The sequence below is a fragment of the Halococcus thailandensis JCM 13552 genome (genome assembly GCF_000336715.1).
GTDB classification, from domain to species: Archaea; Halobacteriota; Halobacteria; order Halobacteriales; family Halococcaceae; genus Halococcus; species Halococcus thailandensis.
The window spans coordinates 38,797-59,484 of record NZ_AOMF01000165.1 but is presented as its reverse complement, the minus strand read 5'-3'; the positions used below and the strand labels follow the sequence as shown (position 1 = coordinate 59,484).

Here is a 20,688-nt window from a genome sequence, read left to right as displayed (position 1 = left end):
CTACACCGCAGAGGAGAGCAACACCGAACATCTCGACCCGTAACGGCGATCGGATGGTTTTCTCCCCCGATCACGAACGCGCAGCTCGACGATTCTGACGTTTTCTCGAACGGCACAGTGGGGTTGGAGGGATCGTGAACCACGCGAAGACGGACCTGCTCGCTTCGCTCGCAGGTTTCGACTTCTCTGCCACAAATCCTCTTCCCTCCTCTTGCTGTCGCTCACGGATTGTTCGCGACAGCAAGTGGGGTCGGAGGGATTTGAACCCCCGATCGACTGATATCTCCGGTCGCGCCTCGGTCCTCCAGAGGGTCGTCACGGCGGGCGATGATCAGTCGGCCGCTCTGTATATCAGTCTGGAGTGTCGTCCCGGGCGCGGTGCCTCTGGAGTCAGTCGCCATACCTGACTTGGCCACGACCCCGTGGCCCACCATAGAACGAAACCACCTAAACCCATTTCGGTTGCTACTCGCGATCGGTCGTGCTCCAGTCACAGTCCTGGCACTTCTGGCCGGTGACGAACTCGGTGATCGACGGCATGTAGCCGACTTCGAGCACGCCGCCGCCACACTCCGGACAGTCGCGGTCGGCGTCGGTGATCGGTTCGGCGTCCATCACGTCGTCGCCCTCGATGAGTTCGGCGAGCGCTTCCGGCGTGACCATCCGTCCCTCGACGACGCGGTTGTCGGCCATGCGCGGCGTTTGTGGACGAGAACCCTAAACCCTTACAACCAGGGTGCGCGGTCGGGACCGATGTCGGTCTCCTCGTCGGCCGTCGTGCTCGCCGTGGTCTCCTCGGCCGTTGCCTCGCCCGACTCTTCGTCGACCTCGCCGGGATCGAACGCGAGCAGCGTCGTGACCCCGAGTACCGCTAGCGCGAGCGGTGCGTCGTCGGGAACGAGCCCGAGCACCGAGAGTCCGAGCACGCCGAGCGCGACCGCGCTGCCGAAGCGGAAGCGGTCGATGTCCACGGCGTCGTGCAGCCACGGACTGGTGACGGCGACCGCGAGCGCGAAGGCCACGCCCGTCCCGGCGGCCGCCACACCCCGGAGAACGAGGGTGAAGTCGGGAACCAGGACGAGCTGTGCGTTCGCGGGGTCGAGGCTCGCGACCATCCCCAATCCGACGATGACCGCCGGGCGCGGGAGATACTCGCCGACGCGCGCGCTCGCGGTCTTGGCGGCGATCGCGAGGATGACCAGCGCGGCGAACCGCTCGAACACGACGAGATCGAGCAGGCTCTCGATCGTCGGTGCGAGCGCCGCCTCGACGCCGGCGAGCACGAGGACGACCACGCCGACGGCGAGCGTCGTCTCGACGCGCTCGCGGCGGCTACCGCTCATCTCGGCGAGGATCACCGCGACGGTCGCGCTGCCGCCGAAGACCAGCAGCCCGACCTCGAGGATGCCGATCGGATCGGAGAGCGCGCCCGCGAGCACCATCGCGGGGAAGATGCCGTCGACGAGCGGGAGCGCCATCACGGTCGCCAGCAGGCGGGCCGCGCCGCCGACGCGCTGCTCGAGGCGGAGCGCGACCGGGTGTTGGGAGTGACTCACGGCGACGCGTGGCTCTCTCCCTGAGCCGACGGGTGGTGTGAGTCACGGTTCGGGGAGCTGCGCCAGCCGTTCGTGACTCGCGTCGCCAGCGTGAGTTTGCATGCCGCTGTAAAAATCGAGGCGACCGCGGTATCGAGGGTCGTCGGGGCGGCGATGCGTGCGGTTGGCGGACTGGCGACGTCCATACACGAACAACTACTGTTACAATTATAAGCGTTCTGTGAGACGCGACCACACGAACCCCATGAACGATCGGCATAGTTACGGATCTCTCGGAACGCTTTTGATTCGGGGTCCCACACCGATTACATGGCGACTAACCGTTCGGAGCCGTTTTCCGAGAAACTCCGCGTGCCCGAAGCGCTCACGTTCGACGACGTCCTGCTCCGCCCGAAGGAGAGCCGCGTCGAACCGGACGACGCAGACACCGCGAGCCGCGTCTCGACGTCGGTTGAACTCTCCGTCCCCGTGCTTTCGGCCGCGATGGACACCGTCACCGAGAGCGAGCTGGCGATCGCGATGGCGCGTCGGGGCGGGCTCGGCGTGCTCCACCAGAACATGGACGTCGAGGAGACCGTCGCGGAAGTCGATCGCGTCAAGCGCGCCGACGAACTGGTCATCCGCGAGGTCGTGACCGCGAGCCCCGATCAAACCGTCCGGGAGGTCGACGCGATGATGGAAGAGGAGGGCGTCAGCGGCGCGCCCGTCGTGAGCGGCGACGACGAGGTACTGGGCATCATCTCCGCGACCGACATCCGACCGTATCTGGAGGTCGGCGATCGCGACGAGGTGCGCGAGGCGATGACCGACGAGGTCATCACTGCCCCCGAGGACGTCGACGCCCGCAACGCGCTCGAACTCATGTACGAGCACAAGATCGAGCGCGTGCCGATCGTCGACGACGGCAACCACCTCACGGGGCTGGTGACGATGCAGGGCATCCTCCAGCGCCGCGAGTACGATTCGGCCGCCCGCGACGAGGAGGGACGACTGCGCGTCGGCGTCGCCGTCGGCCCGTTCGAGAGCGAGCGCGCCACCGCCGTCGACGCGGCCGGTGCCGACGTGCTCTTCATCGATTGCGCGCACGCGCACAACCGCAACGTCATCGAGAGCGCCCGCGAGATCGAGGAGAGCGTCGAGGCCGACGTGGTTGTCGGCAACGTCGGGACGCGCGAGGCCGCCGAGGCGCTCGTCGGGTTCGCCGACGGCATCAAGGTCGGTATCGGTCCGGGGTCGATCTGTACGACACGCGTGGTCACGGGCACGGGCATGCCCCAGATCACCGCCGTCGCGCAGGTCGCCGACGTCGCCAGCGAGCACGACATCCCCGTGATCGCCGACGGGGGCATCCGCTACTCGGGTGACGCGATCAAGGCGATCGCGGCGGGTGCGGACGCCGTCATGCTCGGATCGTACTTCGCCGGCACCGACGAGGCTCCGGGGCGCGTGGTGACGATGAACGGCAAGCGCTACAAGCAGTACCGGGGGATGGGCTCGGTCGGCGCGATGCAGTCCGGCGGTGGCGAGCGCTATCTCAAGGACACCGACGAGGACGAGGACTACGTCCCCGAAGGTGTCGAGGCCGCGACACCGTACAAGGGCAGCGTCGAGAGCGAGCTCTTCCAGCTCGTCGGCGGGATGAAAAGCGGGATGGGCTACGTCGGGGCCGAAACGATCCCCGAGTTCAAGCGTCGCTCCGAGTTCGTCCGCGTCTCGGCGGCCGGCCAGACCGAGGGCCACGCCCACGACGTCGTGATCACCGACGAAGCGCCGAACTACAGCCCGGACAGCTAAGGGAAACTGCGAGTTCGGAGAACCGTTCCACTAGCCAACGTTTTTATCGCCGATCGCGTCGAGATCGACGTATGACCGTACCCGAGGAAGTCGAGGAACTGATCGCCGATGCACCGCTGAGTGCCCATCTCGCGACCGCTGCCGACGACCGCCCACACGTTGCGCCCGTCTGGTACGGCTACCGTGATGGCGTTGTGAGCGTGCTCACGACCGGGAAGAAACTGGCAAACGTGCGTGAGAACCCCCGTGTCGCGATTTCGATCGAAAAACAGGGCGATGACGGTCCCGAATGGTCTGTTTCGCTGCTCGGGACGGCCACGGTCGTCGAAGACTCGGACCGAACACAGGCCGCCCGCAAGCGCGTCTTCGGCAAATACCGCGAGACCGACGACGAAGAGGACGGCGAGGGAACGCTGATCGAGATCGACGTCGGTTCGGCGACGAGCTCACACTACTGATTCGTGCGCGGTTGCCGTTCGAATTCCGACATCTCTTCCGTGGATTCGGCGAGATATGGCTGGAAATCGTTACTGAAGCCGGAGAAAGAGTGAGTGTAAATCGAAACGTGACGGGTTTTATTTTCCAACGGGTACGATCCTCGTTCGTGCTGGGGACACGTCACCGAGGTATGATCGCCTCGTGAGCCGTCGCGGACAGGGACTCTACGACTGGTGGAGTCGTCATCGAGATCTGTTCGGCCGACTCTACGACATCGCCTTCCTGGGCCGCGAGTCCGAGCGCCGCGAGCGGGCGATGGAATCGCTCTCGCTCGATTCGGGCGAGCGGGTGCTCGAACTCGGCTGTGGACCGGGCAACTCCTTCCCGGCGCTCCGAACCCGTGTCGGGAGCGCGGGGCGCGTCGTCGGCCTCGACTACAGCCCCGGGATGGCTCGCCAGGCCCGGCGGCGAGCGCTCGACAGGGGCTGGGCGAACGTCCACGTCGTCCGTGGCGATGCGGACCGACTCGGGATCGCCGACGGGGTGTTCGATGCGGTCTACGCCTCGATGTCACTGAGTGCGATGCCGGAGCCAGAGCGGGCAATCGAGGCTGCCTACCGGGCGCTGCGTCCCGGCGGTCGGATCGTGGTGCTCGACGCGCAACCGTTCCAAAAATTCCCGTGGACACTGCTCAATCCCGTGGTCGTTCCGCTCGCGAAGTGGGCCACGAACTGGTTTCCCGACACCGATATTCCGGCACAACTCGCCGATCGGTTCGCATCGACGCGGATAGCCACCTTCGACGGCGGCGTGACGTTCATCGCCATTGCACGGAAATCGGAGCGGACGGGGGATTTCGGGTAACATCGTCGGCTGGGTGCATCGACGGTCGGCCGTCGATCGTGGGACAGACGAGGACGAGATGCCGTGCAGCAGCGATCGATGACCATTGCAGGCGAATCACAGACCTCAATTGGGTCGTCTCTGTAGGAGGGGCATGGCTTCCGAGGATCTCGGTGGGGAGCTCGCGCGGATCAACGAGCGCTTCGACCTGAGCGAGTACGAGACGAGCGCCTATCTCGCCGTGCTCGATCACGGTCGCCTGACCGCCGCGGCGATCACCGAGCGGACCGACATCCCCCAGCCACGCGTCTACGACACCGTCCGGGATCTCGAGGAGCGCGGGCTCGTCGAACTCAAGGAATCGCGCCCGATCGAGGTGCTCGCCATCGACCCCGAGGAAGCGTTCGGCGATATCCACGCGTCGCTCGACACGCTCGTCGGCGATCTCGAAAGCCGGTACACGACGCCGGCACGCGACGCCGAGGCGGCCGCGCTCGTCAAATCCCGCTCGACGATCCTCCGCTATCTCGAGACGGCGATCGAGAACGCTGAGTACGAACTCAACCTCTCGCTGACGCCCGCGCTCGTCGAACGCTTCGAGGACACCCTCACCGCCCGTCGCGAGGCCGGCGTGACGATCGAACTGCTCCTCACACCCGCCAGCGACGTCCCCTCGCCTGACGACTACGACTACACGGCGATCGCGACCGCCGTCCGCGCCCGCCACGGCATCACCACCCCGGTCCTCGCGGTCGCCGACGGCACCCACGCGGTCTACGCCACACAGGACGCGCTCGTCGCCGATCGCGAGCGCTACGGCGTCGTCTTCAACCGCTCGGAGCTCGGGTTTCTCGTCTCGGGGTTCTTCGACACGCTCCTCTGGACGACCGCCGACGTGCTGCTCGACCGTGGGAACGAGCGTTCGTTCCCACGGCGCTACGCCTCGATACGGCGCTGCGTGGCCGATCTCGTCGAAAGCGAGGGCGAGTTCGACGCCCACGTCGAAGGGCGCGACGTCGAGACCGGCGAGCGCCGATCGGTCGCCGGCCCGGTCGTCGACGTCGAGAGCAACACGACGAACCTGACGGCACGCCTCACCGTCGAGACGGATGCGGGCACGATCTCGGTCGGCGGACAGGCCGCCACCTACGAGGACATCGAGGCACACGAACTCCGCATCGAACGCCGGTGAGCGACGGTACGGCCGTCCACTGACGAGCGACGAACAAGAGGTATCTTTTCGCGCGCTCAGAGAACGATCGACTTCCGGCGGACGAACTGTTCGATAGTCACGCCGATTCCCTCGCGGTTGATGCCCGAGCGCTCGTTGCCGCCGAAGGGAACGTCGCCGAGACCGTGCGACGGCGCGCCGTTGACCCGGACCGCGCCGGCGTCGATCCGTTCGGCAACGTCCATCGCGCGGTCGTGGTCGGCGGTGAACACCGCCGCATCGAGCGCGAGGTCGCTCGCGTTCGCCACCGACACGGCGTCGTCCGCGCTCTCGATCCTGGTCACGGGGATCACCGGCCCGAACTGCTCCTCGCGGACGATGCGCGCGTCGCGCGGGACGTCGGCAAGCAGCGTCGGCTCGACGAATCGACCGTCGCGTTCGCCGCCGCGAACGAGGCGCGCGCCCTTCCCGCGGGCGTCCTCGATGAGTTCTTCGACCCAGTCGGCCTGGTCGGTGGAGATCAGCGGGCCGAGGGCCGTCTCCTCGTCGAAGAGGTCGCCGGCGGACCACTCGTCCATCGCGTCGTTGATCGCTGCGACGAGATCGTCGTGGATTGCATCGTGAGCGAGCACGCGGCTGACCGCCGAGCAGCGCTGGCCGGCGTACTTGAGCGCGCCCTTCGCACAATCCCCGGCGGTCGCGTCGAGATCGGCGTCGGGGAACACCACGGCGGGCGCGTTGCCGCCGAGTTCCATGTGGAGGTTGACGATCCCGCTCTCGCGCGCGACGTGCTCGCCCGCGGCCGACGAACCGGTCATCGCGATCGCGTTCACGGCCGACGAGCCGGAGAGCACGTCGCCGATCTCGCCCGCGTGGCCCGGGACGAAGTTGAACCCACCCTCGGGGATGTCGGTCGTACTGATGATCTCCGTCAGGATCGCTGCGCTCACGGGTGTCTTGCTCGCGGGCTTCAGGACGACACTGTTGCCGGCGGCGAGCGCGGGCGCGACCTGGAGCGCGGTCGTCGAGAGCGGGTAGTTGTACGGCGTGATGCACAACACTGTGCCGATCGGTTCGGGTGTGGTGATCGCCTGCCAGCCCTCGTGGCCCGCGGTGGTCCCCTGCCGATATTCACCGGTGAGATCGCGCGCTTCGCCGACGGCGCGCTCGAAACGTTCGGCGGCCGATTCGACCTCGCCGCGCGCGCTGGCGATCGGTTTGCCCGCCTCGCGGACGATGATTTCCGCCAGTTCGGCCTTCCGTTCGCGCAGTTCCGCCGCGATCGTTTCGAGCCACGCGACGCGCTCGGGCACCGTCGTCGCGGCGAGCGCGGACTGTGCGTCTTCGGCGGCCGCGAGCGCCGATTCGGCCTGACTCTGGTCCGCTGCACTCACCCGGGCGAACACGCCGCCATCGGCGAGATCGGTCACGTCGATGACCGTGTCGCCGCCCCGCCACTCCCCGTCGATGAACGGCTCTCGATCGTTTGCGGCCGATGCGGTAGCCATATGCATACGTCGAGCGCCGTGGGTAAAACGTTTACTACGCATCGAGTTAATAGCTGAATCGACGTGGAACGGGACGTCCACAGCCGTTTTCGGCGGAACGATCTCGGGCGCCGCGGCTGATTCGGTGTGGGAACCGAGAAATCACGACGATCGTTCGTCGCTGTGAAGTCGTCTCGACCGATACCGATCAGAGCTGTTCGGGCGTTTCGAGCACCGTTTCGTTGCGATAGACGGTGGCATCGCCGTCGATGTCGATGTTAGTGATCTCGCCGGGGTAGGCGTAGCTGTCGCGTCCACCCTTGCCGACCTGTCCAGCGACGGTCCGTCCGTCGATGCTGTCGTTCGGATCCGCTGGCCCGATGACCGCGCTCTTGACGATGCCATCACTGGTGGTGATCTCGTAGGTCGCGCTCGACTGGCTCTCGATCGTCACCGTGTTGGGGAGATAGTCGGCCGGATCGATCGGCTTGCCGTCGTAGTAGAGGTTCGCACCGCCGTCGAGAACGAGGCGTGTGATCTCGCTCGTGAACGCATAGCTGTCGCGGCCGCCACCACCGACCTGTCCCGTCGCACGCTGCCCCGAGAGACTGTCGTTCGGATCGACCGTCGCGTTGGCCGCCGTGGTCCGCTCTAGCGATTCGTCCGCCTCGATCTCGTAATCGGCTCCGGGTGCCCCCTCGATCGTGAGCGTCCCGCCGACGCCGAACTCGCTGGGGTCGATCTCGTCGCCGTTGTGATAGACGGTGGCGTCGCCATCGATAGCGATACTGATGACCTCGCCGGGGTAGGCGTAGCTGTCGCGCCCTCCCTTGCCGACCTGTCCAGTCGCGGTTCGCCCGCTGATGCTGTCGTTCGGGTCGGCCGCACCCATCGCTTCGCTCTTGGCGATACCGTCGCTGGTGGTGATCTCGTAGGTCGCGCTCGACTGGCTCTCGATCGTCACCGTGTTGGGGAGATAGTCGGCCGGATCGACCGGCCGTCCATCGTGATAGAGGTTGACGCCACCGTGCAGCAGGAGCTTCGTTATCGTTCCCGTGTAGGTGTAGCTGTCGCGGCCGCCTCCGCCGACCTGTCCGGACGCGCTCGACCCCGTGAGCTCGTCGTTGGGATCGTCGGTTGCGCCGAACGACGCGTTCGACTCCAGCGTCCCGCTGGCCGCGAGCTCGTAGTCGGCTCCCGGGGCCGCCTCGATGGTGAGCGTGTTCTCGAACGAATCTGGCGATGCGGTCGCGTCGTTGGGCATCGGACATCCTCCACCGTTGGCGATCGCGGCGGTATCGATCGTGGCGTTCTCGGTCACGACCGGTTGGCCCGCCACGTTGAGCGTCGAGTTCCGGACGACCGCACCATCGGAATCGACGATCTCGACGCCATCACCGTCGGTCTGCACACAGCAGCCCTCGACGACGGATTCGGGGCGCTTGCGGAGTTCGATCGCCGCGGTATCACCGACGGCCCCCGTGACGCTGACGTTGCGGAGCGTACCGTCGTACGGTGGATCCGTCGTGTAGCTTCCCCCGGTCGGATCCTTCGCCAGCACGCCCCGGACGCCGGCAGGGCTGACGTTGATCCGTGTGTCGAGCGCCGCGAAGGAGCCGATGTCGCCCGATGCGACCACCCCGCCACCGGAGTGAGGAACGTCGGCGATGGTGATGTCGCAGTTTCTGACCTCCGGGCCGGCCGTATCGAGCGAACCGACTTCGAGGCGCACGCCGCGCCCGTTGAGCATGTCGTTCGGGTTGGGGCTGGCGCTCGCTCCGGCGTCGACCGTCAGCGTTCCACCGTCGACGTAGCTTCCCTCGCTGCCGATACGAACCTGCGAGATGTCGTTGTTGCTGAATTCGCCGCCCTCGATCCGGACGACACCGTTCGTCCGGCTACAGTAGAGCCCGTTGTTGGGAAATCCCTCGAACCGGCAGTTCTTGAGCGTGATCGTCCCCTGTGTGGTGACGCCGATCCAGACGCCGACGCGGCCGTCACCGGCGTTGTACGCACCCATCAACCCGTCGTTTTTCGCGACGACGTTGCTGACGTTGCCCGTACCGTCGGGCGATCTGACGATCGGTGTGAACGCGTTGGTGACGTCGGGGTTGCCGTTGCCCCCGCCTCGGGGATCGCTGTCCGGGTGGATCCCCTGGCCGACGAACTCGACGTCGTGCACTTCGAGATCGTCGTCGGCCCCGAAATGGAGTCCCGGTGTCGCACCGTCGGCAGTCAGATCGAGATCGATGTTCTCGAAGAGCAGCCCCGTGCCGTTGTCGACGACGAGCACCTTCTCGTTGAACCCCGCCGGCACCGTGAACCGGACGTCACCCTCGCCGAGGAATCCGAGATTCGTCTTCCCGAGAACGACGTTCTGTTCGGTCAGTTTGTACGTTCCCGCTGGGAATTTCAACAGTGTGTTGTCCGCGGCGGCCGCTCGGAGCGCCTCGTCACACGGTGTGCCGCCCGTCGGATCGCAACCGGCGTCTTCGACCATGTCGACGACCCGATCGAACCGTATTCCTCGTCGCTCCGTGGCGGCACTGGCCTCCCGAGCGGCCACTCCGCCCAGGCCGACCGCGGCCCCTGCGGCGATCAGATACGATCGTCGATCGATCGGTAATGCGCTTTGCTGTCCGTTCTCCCTCCGTCCGTTTCCGCTGTCGTTGCGTGGCATCTGTGTGGTGGTGTGATGGTCGACTGCTCTCTTCTCGAAAGACGGACTCCCGTCTAGAGAGCGCTGTCTCGGCGCGTCAGCCGTCGATCGATCGGTGAACCGCATCACGAGACCGCCAGCCCGTCGTCGCAGCAGTTGCTGGAACCCGTGATATCGCGATCCGTCGCCGCTCCTCACGCCGCCGGACTGCGTGGCATACTCTCTCCTCGTCCATCCTTCGGTAGAAGGCGACAGACCCGAATCATATAAATCATTCTTTGCTAATCCTTACCGCTCAGCGACGGAATAGAAACTACCGGTCGCTGCTACTGTCGGAGAGAACCCATCGCGAACCGATCGTGCGGCAACTACCTCCACACCCGTCTCCCGTTGTAGTGGAGTTCCACAACCGATCGTCCATCGTACTGGATCGTGACCGCCGGTTTCGACGAACGGATTGCACCAAACAGATATTGCCGGGTTACTTCTCGAGGTTCACTGCTGCCTTCTCGCCCCGTGGCAGCACGCCGAAAATCGATCCGTCGGCGTCGTCCTCGGGGACGAGCAGCTCGACGATATCGCGGTTTTCCAGATCACTCAGCGCTTGCGAGGCCTGTCCGGTGGAGAGGGACGTGCCATCACCGATCGCCCGAGCGGACGTCGGACCCTCGATCAGTTCGAACAGTACCACCGCACGGGCCGAGCGTCCCATCGATTCGGTCGACGCTATCGACGCCCCCGACGACTCTCGAACGAAGTCGGCATCCGCCGTGATCTGCTCGTTTTCGGCCGTGATCGTTTCGTCGGGCATGTCCGGCCACACGAACTGTAGTATCCTAAACGTATCGGCGAGTTGTCTGCTATCTCGCGAACGACGGAAATTCTCCCGATCGCCGATCGGTGTGCAGCGGGACAGTTCGTATAGGTGATGGATGAAAAACCGCCGCATGGCGTCCTCCTCGTCAGCATCGAGGTCTGCACGCTCACCGAGCCCCGATACTGCGGTATGTCATTCGTTCGTTTCCGTTTCGTCGTCTTTGTCGAACCACTGGAGCGGGCCGGTGTACTCGTTGTGGATGAGCTCCTCGTCGACGATCTCGAGGCCGAGCGCGGCGAGATCACGGTTGATACGGCTGAGATCGTCGCCGTCACGGCCGACGGCACCGATCTGGATGTTCTCCTCGCCGGTCATCAGCTCACGGGCCGAGACGACGCCGGAGATCGTCAGCGCCTCGCGGGCGAGCGCTTCGCGCTCGGGGATCGGTGCGGTACAGAAGATGCTGGTGAACAGCTGGTAACCCGCGCGTTCGTAATCGATATCGAGATGCGCGCCACGGATGATCTCCTCGTCCTCGAGACGGGCGATGCGTTTGCGGACCGTGCTCGGCGAGACGCCGTAGTCCTCGGCGATCTCGGCCGCCGACGTTCCGTGACTGTCCGCCTGGAGTCGGAAGACGACGTACTCGTCCAGTTCGTCGAGTTCGCGCGGTGGCATACTCCGAGAAGGCATCGCCGCTCGGGAAAGCGTTTGCCGTTCGCCCTACAGTAGCCGTCCTTCGAGCGCGCGCCCGACCCGCCCCGGTGTCCTTTCCTCGCGCGGACGCACGACGAGGACGGGTCCGTCGGTGCCGTCGGCGAGCGACTGGGCGTCAGTCCCGACGACAAGAACGTCGGCGTCGTCATCCTCGAGATCCCTCGAACCGCCGTCGGGGCTGACGAGCGCCGTTCTGACGGGCACCGAACAGAGTGCCGCGATCTCCTCGTGGTAGTCGGCGATCGTTCGGTGCTGTTCGTCGGAAACGGACGCGTCGCGGGCGTATTCCAGGACGATCGCCGCGTCGTGTGCCGCCGCCACCGCGTCGGCGACGGCGATCTTCGCCGGATCGTGGGGGCCGTCGTCGGTCAGCACGGTCACGGTTTCGATCTCGGGGTTCGCCGCGGCGTTGTCGACGACGACGGCGTCACAGCCGGTGTGGGCGAGCACCCACTCGTCGTCCGCATCGAACAGTCGTTCGCGGCGGTGCGACGGTCGGCGCTCGATCACGAGCGTGTCCACGTCGTGCTCGTCGACGTAGTTCGCCAGCGCGTGGCGGGTGTCGTGGCTGACGATCTCGCCGACGTGCACCGGGACGTCGAGCTCGGCCGCGAGCGCGTCCGTCCGTCGCTCGAACTCGACGTCGGCACCTGACTGCTCGGTGGCAGCTTCGAGCGGCACCTGATCGGCCACCTCGTCGAATCGGACGACCGACACCGCGCCGTATTGTGGTGCTGCGAGATCCGCCGCGATGCCGACGAGTGTCTCCTCGTGTGAAGGGGTCGTCCCCTCCGGCACCGCGACGAGCGCCTCGTAGCCCTCGGTCGGGGTGATCGCGTCCCGCGTCCGTTCGACGGCCTGCCGTCCGACCTCACGGCGGACCGCGTCGACGGCCGCGCCCTCGCGCTCGACGCGATCACGTGCGTACCAGAGATACCACGCGACGCTGCCGCCCGTGATGAGGGCGGCCCCGACGAGCGGGACGAGCCCCATCTGGGTGAGCAAGACGAACCCGCCGACGACGCCGAACGCCTGCATCCAGGGGTACAGTGGCGACTCGAACGTCGGTTCGTAGGTCATCGCCCCGCGACGGAACGCGATCAGCGCGACGTTGATCAGGACGAACACGAGGATCTGGAACGCGCTCGCGAGCTTGGCGATGCTTTCGAGCGGGACGAACGCAATGAGGACGAGCAACACGACGCCCGTGAGCGTGATCGATGAGCTCGGCGTGTTGAACCGGTCGCTGATCTCGCCGAGCGAAGCGGGCACCAATCCATCGCGGCTCATCGCGAACGGGTAGCGTGACGAGGAGAGGATGCCGGCGTTGGCGGTGCTCACGAGCGCGAGCAGCGCCGCCATCACGACGACGAGAACGCCCGCCGGACCGAGTGCGGCCTCCGCGGCGACCGCCATCGGCGCCTCGGAGGCGGCGATCGCCGATGTGTCGGTGACGCCGAGCATGACGATCACGATGAGCGCGTACAGCAGCGTGGTGAACGCGAGCGAGCCGAGAATGCCGAGCGGGATGTTCCGGCTAGGGTTCTCGATCTCCTCGGCGACGCTCGCGACCTTCGTCACGCCCGCGTACGAGACGAAGACGAGCCCGGTGGCCGCGAGGATCCCGCCAGCGCTGGTCTCGAAGACGCCCGCGTAGTTCGTCGGCCGCACCGACGGCACCCCGCCGACGACGAACCAGCCGAGCGCCGCGAGCATGATCGCGACGATGATCACCTGGATGCGACCGGTCTGTTTCGCGCCGAACAGGTTGACGAGCACGAGGATCACGGCGAGGCTGAGCGCCAGCGGCGTCGTGATCGACGGCGGCACGTCGAACAGGTAGAGGAGATACGGCACCCCGCCCACCAGCGCCAGCCCGCCCTTGAACGATAGCGAGAACCAGGTACCGATGCCGGCGACCGTCCCCAGCAGCGGTCCCATGCCGCGCTCGATGAACAGGTAGGTGCCGCCCGATTCGGGCATCGCCGTCGCCATCTCCGACTTCGAGAGCGCCGCCGGGAGGACGACCAGCCCGGCCAGGACGTAGGCGACGACGACCGCCGGCCCCGCGTACTCGACGGCGACCGCGGGCAGAATGAAGATCCCGCTGCCGATCATCGCGCCGATGCTGATGGCGAGTACGGAGAACAGCCCGAGATCGCGTTCGAGGCTCTTTGGCACTAGCGATCACCACCCGTTCCGTCCGATCGGAGCCGTTCGCGCTCCGATCCGTCGGCCGACCCTTTCGGGGATTGCTCGGTCGACGACTCCCCCGCCGCCTGTTCTGACTGCCGCTCGATCTCGGGACGCTTGCCGTCATGGCGTTGTCGGGCGAGTGCGGACGCCAGCGTGGTCGCGGCACATACCGGCTCGATGCCGGCCGCGGCGAACGCGTCGACGTTCCGCGGGACGTTGACGAGTGCGATGACGCGCTCGGTCCGGCGGCATCCCAGCAGCTGTGCGACCAGCAGGTTCCGTCTGTCCGTCCGCGAGGCGACGATGGCCGTTCCCATCGACTCGATCGCCTCGCGGTCGAGCGCGGCCGTCTCGCTCGGATCGGCCAGACGGGCGTCGACACCCGCCGCTGTCGCGCGTTCGACGGCGTGCTCGTCCTCCCCGAGAAACAGCACGACGGCCGAGCTGTGTGTGAGTCGGCGAGCGAGTGTCTCCCCCACCGACCCGTCACCGCCGATCACCAGCGTTTCGTTGAACATAACGAATCGTTCCTTGTAGTGCGTAGAGAAACTGGTTCGTGATAAAGAACCGGATTTTGACGAGCTTTCGTGATTATAATTCCTGTCGTTCACCGACATTGACTGTTTCTATCGCTCTCGACATCGTTCGTTTCATCCGGATGTCCAACGCAAGCGATAGTTGGCGATCTGACATACTGGACGACGGGCCATGTTCGCTCCCTCGGCGAACCGATGTACGACTACTGACCTACGCTTTATTAGATATAACTAATCAAATATTTCGAGAGAAACAATTATGGGATTCTCCTGTAAACACAGTTGTGACGCATGAGGCTCGTCACGTCGGCACGTCCACCGATCGATGTAGAACCAGCACTCACGGTCCCAGAGGTCACGTTCCAGATGTTCATGCTCACGGTCTTCTTCACGATCGTGATGCTGTACGTGTTGGCCGTGCTGTATCACTCGTCGCGCTGGGCGTGAGTCGGAACCAGTCGTTCCTTTTCATTCACCGGCCATCCCCCTCTTACGACCCTTTAGACCGTTCACAACAACGATTTAGTAGCTCGACAACCAAGGGAGCGGTATGCCAAGCGCGACATCCGAGGATTATCTCAAAGCCATCTACCAGCTCCGCGAGGGCGACGAACCGGTCGCCACGTCGGCGATCGCCGATTCGCTCGGCGTCACGCCTCCAACGGTGACAGCAACGACCAAGCGCCTCGAAGATGCCGGCCTCGCCGAGCGCGAGGAGTACAAAGGCGTCCAGCTGACTGCCGAGGGTGAACTCGTCGCGCTCGAAACGATCCGCCACCACCGCCTGCTCGAACTGTTCCTGACCGAGCAGCTGGGCTACGACTGGGCGGAGGTCCACGAGGAGGCCGACCGGCTCGAACACCACATCAGCGAGCGCCTCGAAACCAAGCTCGCGGCGAGTCTCGGCGATCCGAGCGCCGATCCCCACGGCGCGCCGATCCCGACCGAGGATCTCGAACCGACCGCGGACGACGATGCAACGCTCGCCGACTGCAGCGAGGGCGAGACGGTCGTCGTTACACAGGTCGCCGACAGCGATCCAAAGGTGCTCTCCTATCTCGCCGACGCCGGTATCACACCTGGCACCCACCTCGAAATTACCGAGATCGCCCCCTTTGGACTGATGACAGTCGCGCCAAGCGATGGCGATGAGACGATCTCGCTTCCCGACGAGATCACCACCAGCATGTACGTCCGTGAACTCGACACAGCTCCGTCGGACAACGAGATGTCGTTGGTCGGTTAGCGTGGACAAGGTTGCCCTCCCGTCCCGTCGGACGATTCTTCTGTTCGGGCTATCGTGACAGTCGCCAGCAGCCACACTACCGCGGCCGCTGGTGGATCGCTCGTCGGAATCGGATATCGGCCACTCAGAGTATCGTATCGGTTCGATCGCGGTCGCTGGAGGACGAGTATCGAGAACGAAACACTAGGGAATGCAGAACGTCATTCATTCCGGTAGAGGCACACTGGTGTAGACAGGTGTGTCAACATACGAGTGTTCGAGCCGGTCTCTGTGGCGTGTTCAACCGTTGTGTTTCACCTCCTGCCCGGATATTAGACTATACTAATTTATATTTTTTGGAACTCTAGAACAGCATTCACGGATGGGCCTCGATGATCTCGGCAATTACCGCGCTATCGTGCGGATTCTCGGGAGAAACGTCGCCACTCGGCAGTTCATCCGAACGCCAGCAGTCCGTTTTCGTGCTATCGAGGCTGTGTTGAGAAACCGCTGAGGGTTTTGGGGCACGCTACCACTATTAGCGACTACTAATACAAGATTTCGATACAAATCTTTATTTCCTTCGCCAATTCACAGTCGTCTGAGAATGAACGACAACCCTCGTTCGAGCGAGTGTATCGCCTCCCGACTCGACCGTCGTACCCGATCCGAGGGGTCTCCTGGCTGATGCTCCCGCTTCAACTCGGCCTGCCGGAGGTCTTCGAGATCCTCGTCGGCTCGTGGCGCGAAGGCTTCGTGCAGGTCTCGGGCTTCGTCGGTGCGACGATCCTGCTGTTCAGTCTCGTCCAGTATCGCTTCGATGGCCGCCTCACCACGTGGCTTCAAGAAAACGAGCACGCCCAGCCGCTCACTGGCGCGCTGCTCGGGCTCACGCCGGGCTGTGGCGGTGCGATCATCGCCATGCCGCTCTACATCCGCGGAACGGTCAGTTTCGGGACCGTCGTCGCGGCGCTCGCGGCGACCGCCGGCGACTCGGCGTTCATCATCCTTGCGCTCGCGCCCGAGGCGGCGCTGTACGCCTACGGGATGGCGTTCGTCGCGGCGGTGCTGTTCGGCTACGCGATCGATATCTTCGGGCTCGGCGTCGGCTACGTCGACACCGCGGTCGAACGCATCGGCCGTCCAATGACCGACGGCGGGTTCGCGACGACGAGCGTCGCCGACGGCGGCCCGAGCATCGCCGACTACGACGAGCCGGACAGCCACGACCACGATCACGGCGGCGATCTCCCGAGCTACTTGCCCCAGTCTCGGCTGCTCGAACGCGTCAGTCACGCGATCCACGTTCTCTGGTGGGTCGTTCTCGCGGGCGCGCTCGTCGCCGGTGTGCTGTATCTCGCGAAGGGTGCGCAGGAGCCCGTCTGGGAGGTCGCGGCCACCTACGACGGCCTGTTCACGATCACTGGACTCGTCGGCACCACGCTGTCGTTCTACCTCTACTTCGTCGGCCGCCACTACATCGGCGAGGGCGAGACCGGCCGCGTTCGCGATTCGTTCGAAAGTCTCTACAACACTTTCCAGCACGCCGCCATGGAGACAGCGATGGTCACGGTCTGGGTCATCGCGGGCTACCTGCTCTACGAGTACGGCCTCCTGCTCACCGGCGTCGAGATCCAGTCGCTCGCGGCGGCCGCAGGTGTTCTCGCGCCGATCGCGGGCGCGGTGCTCGGGCTGATTCCTGGCTGTGCGGCACACATCGTCTTTGCGCAGCTGTACGCCCTCGAAGAGGCGATCCCGTTCTCGGCGCTCGTGGCGAACGCCATCAGTCAGGACGGCGACGCACTGTTCCCGCTGATGGCGATCGATCTGAAGGCCGCGATCATCGCCACGATCTACACGACGATCCCCGGCGTTCTCGTTGGGATTCTCGTCTACTACTTCTGGCCGTACGCACAGTTCGGCTTCGGGGTGCTCGGATGACGGGCGTCGACGGCCGACGATCGATCGGACGGATCGGAGGCCAAAACTGACATGTACGACCGCATCCTCGTCCCAACCGATGGCAGCGAGCCCGCAGCCGCCGCGGTCCGGCACGCGCTCGATCTCGCCGATCGGTACGACGCGACGCTCCACGCGCTGTTCGTCGTCGATACCGACAAGAGCTGGATGACGGTCTCGAAGGTCGAGGTCCACGACGCGCTCTGGGAGGTCGGCCGCGAGACCGCGACACGAGTCCTCGCGGAGGTCAACGCCGTGACAGGGGATGCCGGTGTCGAACTCGTCACGGAGATCCTCGAAGGAGCGCCCGATCGACGGATCCCCGAGTACGCCGCCGAGAACGGGATCGATCTCGTCGTGATGGGAACGCACGGCCGTACCGGGCTCCAGCATCGGCTCCTCGGCAGTGTTACCGAACGAGTCATCCGCGAAACCGACGTCCCGGTCATGGCAGTCAACGCCGAAGCATCGAACTAAATGGCGGGTTGTTACTCCGCTCCGCTTTCGTTCATAATCACTATTATTAGCGGCCGCTATTTTAGCAGTTAGATTAATAAAAAGGCGTCCCGTAGCGTCGGTAATGGATGCATCCGACCGGTCGGAGGACGGGATCGACCCGCCATCCGACACGCACGACGATCCCGACCGCGAAGCCGGAACCCAGGACGAGCCGTCGAATTCGGCTTCGATAGACGAGGGAAACGTCGTCCAGCTCTCGGTTCCCGATATGGACTGCCCCTCTTGTGCGGGGAAGGTCGAGCGCAGCGTCCGGAAACTCGACGGGATCGAGGACGTCGACCCGCAAGTGACGACCGGCATGCTTACCGTCACCTTCGACGATTCGACGAGCCGCGAGGCGATCACCGGTCGGGTCGAGAAGGCCGGCTACACCGTCGAGGAGCCGGGCACGACGACCACGAAGCTCTCCGTGCCGGACATGGATTGCCCTTCCTGTGCGGGCAAGGTCGAGAACGCGCTCGACGAACTGGATGGCGTCACCTCACACGAGGCTCAGCCGACGACCGGCACGGTGACCGTCACTTACGACGCGACGACCACCGAGGAGAGCGAGCTCGTCGGAGCCATCGGGAGCGCCGGCTACACAGTCACCGACGCCGCGAGCGAGGGATCGAGCACCGATGGGATCGACTCGAACGGCAGTATCTGGACGGGTCCGCGCGCGATCAAGACCTGGATCAGCGGCGGCTTCCTCGGACTCGGACTCCTCTTCGAATTCGTCCTGGGGGCGCAGAACGCCGTCGTCGGGACGGTTCTCGGGAGCGAGCTGTTCGTCGCCGATCTCCTCTTCCTCGTCGGGGTCGCGTTCGGCGGCCAGGAGATCCTCCGCAACGGCTACTACTCGGCACGAAATCTGAACCTCGATATCGACTTCCTGATGTCGATCGCCATTCTCGGTGCGCTGGTCGCGAGCCTCGTGTTCGGCGAGGCGCTCTACTTCGAGGCCGCGACGCTCGCCTTCCTGTTCAGCATTGCCGAGCTGCTCGAACGCTCCTCGATGGATCAGGCCCGCAACTCGCTCCAGGAGTTGATGGATCTCTCGCCGGACGAGGCGACCGTCAAGCGCGATGGCGATGAGGAGACGATCCCGGTCGACGAGGTATCGGTCGGCGCGGTCGTAGTGGTGCGCCCGGGCGAGAAGATCCCGATGGACGGCGACGTCGTCGAGGGCGAGAGCGCGGTCAACCAGGCCCCGATCACCGGCGAGAGCGTCCCGGTCGATAAGACCACCGGCGACGAGGTGTACGCGGGGACGATCAACGAGGAGGGCTATCTCGAAGTGCAGGTCACCTCCGGGGCCGCGGACAACACCCTCTCGCGCATCGTGGAGATGGTCGAGGACGCCCAGTCCAACAAGACCGAGCGCGAGCAGTTCGTCGAGCGGTTCTCCGCGTGGTACACGCCCGTCGTCGTCGCCTTCGCCGTCCTCGTCACGCTCGGCAGTCCGTTCGTCCTCGGAACGACGTGGTCGACGGCCGTCGTCCACGGTCTCACCCTGCTGGTGCTCGCGTGCCCGTGCGCGTTCGTCATCTCGACGCCCGTCTCGGTGGTGTCGGGCATCACGAGCGCCGCGGACAACGGCGTGCTCATCAAGGGTGGCAACCACCTCGAAGCGATGGGCGCGGTCGACGTGGTGGCGTTCGATAAAACTGGGACGCTCACGAAGGGCGAACTCACCGTGACCGACGTCGTTCCGCTCAACGGCAACACCAAAGAGAAGGTCCTCCGGTGTGCACGCGGGCTCGAAAAGCGCAGCGAGCACCCGATCGGCGAGGCGATCGTCGCCGAAGCCGGCAGTGCGGGCGTCGCCGAGCGCGAGATCGACGATTTCGAATCGATCACCGGGAAGGGCGTGCGGGCGGAACTCGACGGCACGCCACACTTCGCCGGCAAACCTGGCCTGTTCGACGATCTCGGCTTCGATCTCTCGCACGTCCACGCGACGACCGACGGTGGCGTCGTCACGGAGACGACCCGCCAGCTCTGCGAGCGCAACGATTGCTTGGACTTGCTGGAAGAGACGGTGCCCGAACTCCAATCCGAAGGCAAGACCGTCGTGCTCGTGGGAACTGAAGACGAGATCGAGGGCGTCGTCGCGGTCGCCGACGAGGTGCGCGACGAGGCCAAACGGACGGTCGCCCATCTCCAGGAACTCGGTGTCGAGCACACGGTGATGCTCACGGGTGACAACGATCGTACCGCGGGTGCGATCGCCGAGGAAGTCGGCGTCGACGAGCACCGCGCGGAGCTGCTGCCCGACCAGAAGGTCGAAGCGATCGACGAGCTGGTCGACGACTACGATGGCGTCGCGATGGTCGGCGACGGGATCAACGACGCACCGGCGCTCGCGACCGCGACCGTCGGGGTCGCGATGGGTGCTGCGGGTACCGATACGGCGCTCGAAACCGCCGACATCGCGCTGATGGGCGACGATCTCGCGAAACTGCCCTACCTCTACGAGCTCGCGAACGACGCCAACGGCGTCATCCGCCAGAACATCGTCGGCAGCCTCCTCTTCAAGGCCGGGCTCGCCGTCGCGGTCCCGTTCGGCTACGTCCCGATCTGGCTGGCCGTGCTCGCCGGCGACGCCGGCATGACCGTCGGTGTGACTGGTAACGCGATGCGGCTCTCGCGCATCCGGCCCGACGAGTGACGCTCGCTCCGTCGGCTGATGGACGAGAAACCGATCCAGGACGGCGATGGTTTCGATATCTCTGATCGAGTCGGCGACTGCATTCGGGGCGGAAGGCAAAGGTGATCGGTGACCGTTT

At 65.2% G+C, this 20,688-nt stretch carries 18 protein-coding genes and 1 tRNA gene; 9 read left to right on the top strand and 10 right to left on the bottom strand.

The window, feature by feature from the left end:
• Positions 1–245 precede the first annotated feature (245 nt).
• The 4 genes from C451_RS22120 to C451_RS13950 all read right to left on the bottom strand — a co-directional run bounded on the left by C451_RS22120 (position 246) and on the right by C451_RS13950 (position 1,741).
• Positions 246–422: transfer RNA gene (locus C451_RS22120), tRNA-Trp, on the bottom strand.
• A 43-nt stretch (positions 423–465) separates the two neighbouring features.
• Positions 466–693 (bottom strand): DUF5795 family protein, encoded by a 228-nt coding sequence (locus C451_RS13960; protein ID WP_007741541.1) that lies wholly within the window; start codon positions 691–693, stop codon positions 466–468.
• Between the two features lie 32 nt (positions 694–725).
• Complete coding sequence (locus C451_RS13955; RefSeq protein WP_007741540.1) at positions 726–1,556, bottom strand: DUF5794 domain-containing protein; 831 nt, start codon at positions 1,554–1,556, stop codon at positions 726–728.
• On the bottom strand, positions 1,553–1,741 hold the full coding sequence (locus C451_RS13950) for a hypothetical protein (RefSeq protein WP_007741539.1): 189 nt from the start codon (positions 1,739–1,741) through the stop codon (positions 1,553–1,555). Before C451_RS13950 ends, C451_RS13955 begins: the two co-directional genes overlap by 4 nt.
• Positions 1,742–1,865: 124 nt before the next feature.
• Here C451_RS13950 and guaB point away from each other — a divergent pair, with 124 nt between their 5' ends.
• From guaB to trmB, 4 genes are all read left to right on the top strand, one after another.
• The gene (gene guaB / locus C451_RS13945) at positions 1,866–3,350 is read left to right on the top strand and encodes an IMP dehydrogenase (RefSeq protein WP_007741538.1); all 1,485 of its coding nucleotides are present in this window, start codon (positions 1,866–1,868) and stop codon (positions 3,348–3,350) included.
• A 71-nt stretch (positions 3,351–3,421) separates the two neighbouring features.
• Complete coding sequence (locus tag C451_RS13940) at positions 3,422–3,808, top strand: pyridoxamine 5'-phosphate oxidase family protein (protein ID WP_007741537.1); 387 nt, start codon at positions 3,422–3,424, stop codon at positions 3,806–3,808.
• A 181-nt stretch (positions 3,809–3,989) separates the two neighbouring features.
• Positions 3,990–4,652 carry a class I SAM-dependent methyltransferase gene (locus C451_RS13935; RefSeq protein WP_007741536.1) on the top strand — a complete coding sequence of 221 codons (663 nt, stop codon included), beginning with the start codon at positions 3,990–3,992 and terminating at the stop codon, positions 4,650–4,652.
• Between the two features lie 133 nt (positions 4,653–4,785).
• Positions 4,786–5,823 carry an HTH-type sugar sensing transcriptional regulator TrmB gene (trmB, locus tag C451_RS13930; RefSeq protein ID WP_007741535.1) on the top strand — a complete coding sequence of 346 codons (1,038 nt, stop codon included), beginning with the start codon at positions 4,786–4,788 and terminating at the stop codon, positions 5,821–5,823.
• Between the two features lie 56 nt (positions 5,824–5,879).
• On the opposite strand, the gene C451_RS13925 is transcribed toward trmB, so the two are convergent.
• From C451_RS13925 to C451_RS13900, 6 genes are all read right to left on the bottom strand, one after another.
• Positions 5,880–7,310 (bottom strand): aldehyde dehydrogenase family protein, encoded by a 1,431-nt coding sequence (locus tag C451_RS13925; RefSeq protein ID WP_007741534.1) that lies wholly within the window; start codon positions 7,308–7,310, stop codon positions 5,880–5,882.
• A 187-nt stretch (positions 7,311–7,497) separates the two neighbouring features.
• Positions 7,498–9,969, bottom strand: a complete 2,472-nt coding sequence (locus C451_RS13920; protein WP_007741533.1) for a hypothetical protein — start codon at positions 9,967–9,969, stop codon at positions 7,498–7,500.
• Positions 9,970–10,429: 460 nt separating this feature from the next.
• Positions 10,430–10,759, bottom strand: coding sequence for a MarR family transcriptional regulator (locus C451_RS13915; RefSeq protein WP_049913130.1), 330 nt, complete (start codon positions 10,757–10,759; stop codon positions 10,430–10,432).
• Positions 10,760–10,957: 198 nt separating this feature from the next.
• Entirely contained in the window at positions 10,958–11,443 is a 486-nt protein-coding gene (locus C451_RS13910) for an Lrp/AsnC family transcriptional regulator (protein WP_007741531.1), read from the bottom strand.
• A 45-nt stretch (positions 11,444–11,488) separates the two neighbouring features.
• Positions 11,489–13,663, bottom strand: coding sequence for an amino acid permease (locus C451_RS13905; RefSeq protein WP_007741530.1), 2,175 nt, complete (start codon positions 13,661–13,663; stop codon positions 11,489–11,491).
• Positions 13,663–14,196, bottom strand: coding sequence for an NAD-binding protein (locus C451_RS13900; protein ID WP_007741529.1), 534 nt, complete (start codon positions 14,194–14,196; stop codon positions 13,663–13,665). Before C451_RS13900 ends, C451_RS13905 begins: the two co-directional genes overlap by 1 nt.
• 309 nt (positions 14,197–14,505) lie before the next feature.
• Here C451_RS13900 and C451_RS22660 point away from each other — a divergent pair, with 309 nt between their 5' ends.
• The 5 genes from C451_RS22660 (at position 14,506) to C451_RS13880 (ending at position 20,570) form a co-directional block, all read left to right on the top strand.
• Complete coding sequence (locus tag C451_RS22660) at positions 14,506–14,661, top strand: hypothetical protein (RefSeq protein WP_161605866.1); 156 nt, start codon at positions 14,506–14,508, stop codon at positions 14,659–14,661.
• Between the two features lie 103 nt (positions 14,662–14,764).
• Complete coding sequence (locus C451_RS13895) at positions 14,765–15,460, top strand: metal-dependent transcriptional regulator (RefSeq protein WP_007741528.1); 696 nt, start codon at positions 14,765–14,767, stop codon at positions 15,458–15,460.
• 666 nt (positions 15,461–16,126) lie between these two features.
• Entirely contained in the window at positions 16,127–17,380 is a 1,254-nt protein-coding gene (locus tag C451_RS13890) for a putative manganese transporter (protein ID WP_007741527.1), read from the top strand.
• Positions 17,381–17,431: 51 nt separating this feature from the next.
• Positions 17,432–17,875, top strand: a complete 444-nt coding sequence (locus tag C451_RS13885; RefSeq protein WP_007741526.1) for a universal stress protein — start codon at positions 17,432–17,434, stop codon at positions 17,873–17,875.
• 103 nt (positions 17,876–17,978) lie between these two features.
• Positions 17,979–20,570 carry a heavy metal translocating P-type ATPase gene (locus C451_RS13880; protein ID WP_007741525.1) on the top strand — a complete coding sequence of 864 codons (2,592 nt, stop codon included), beginning with the start codon at positions 17,979–17,981 and terminating at the stop codon, positions 20,568–20,570.
• The last annotated feature ends 118 nt before the right edge of the window (positions 20,571–20,688 follow it).

Coding starts and splice junctions, on each gene's coding strand:
- C451_RS13950 (WP_007741539.1), bottom strand. CDS start 1,741: ATGGACGTCGCCAGTCCGCCAACCGCACGCATCGCCGCCCCGACGACC.
- C451_RS13940 (WP_007741537.1), top strand. CDS start 3,422: ATGACCGTACCCGAGGAAGTCGAGGAACTGATCGCCGATGCACCGCTG.
- C451_RS13910 (WP_007741531.1), bottom strand. CDS start 11,443: ATGCCACCGCGCGAACTCGACGAACTGGACGAGTACGTCGTCTTCCGA.
- trmB (WP_007741535.1), top strand. CDS start 4,786: ATGGCTTCCGAGGATCTCGGTGGGGAGCTCGCGCGGATCAACGAGCGC.
- C451_RS13900 (WP_007741529.1), bottom strand. CDS start 14,196: ATGTTCAACGAAACGCTGGTGATCGGCGGTGACGGGTCGGTGGGGGAG.
- guaB (WP_007741538.1), top strand. CDS start 1,866: ATGGCGACTAACCGTTCGGAGCCGTTTTCCGAGAAACTCCGCGTGCCC.
- C451_RS13915 (WP_049913130.1), bottom strand. CDS start 10,759: ATGCCCGACGAAACGATCACGGCCGAAAACGAGCAGATCACGGCGGAT.
- C451_RS13880 (WP_007741525.1), top strand. CDS start 17,979: ATGGATGCATCCGACCGGTCGGAGGACGGGATCGACCCGCCATCCGAC.
- C451_RS22660 (WP_161605866.1), top strand. CDS start 14,506: ATGAGGCTCGTCACGTCGGCACGTCCACCGATCGATGTAGAACCAGCA.
- C451_RS13960 (WP_007741541.1), bottom strand. CDS start 693: ATGGCCGACAACCGCGTCGTCGAGGGACGGATGGTCACGCCGGAAGCG.
- C451_RS13925 (WP_007741534.1), bottom strand. CDS start 7,310: ATGGCTACCGCATCGGCCGCAAACGATCGAGAGCCGTTCATCGACGGG.
- C451_RS13920 (WP_007741533.1), bottom strand. CDS start 9,969: ATGCCACGCAACGACAGCGGAAACGGACGGAGGGAGAACGGACAGCAA.
- C451_RS13890 (WP_007741527.1), top strand. CDS start 16,127: ATGCTCCCGCTTCAACTCGGCCTGCCGGAGGTCTTCGAGATCCTCGTC.
- C451_RS13895 (WP_007741528.1), top strand. CDS start 14,765: ATGCCAAGCGCGACATCCGAGGATTATCTCAAAGCCATCTACCAGCTC.
- C451_RS13885 (WP_007741526.1), top strand. CDS start 17,432: ATGTACGACCGCATCCTCGTCCCAACCGATGGCAGCGAGCCCGCAGCC.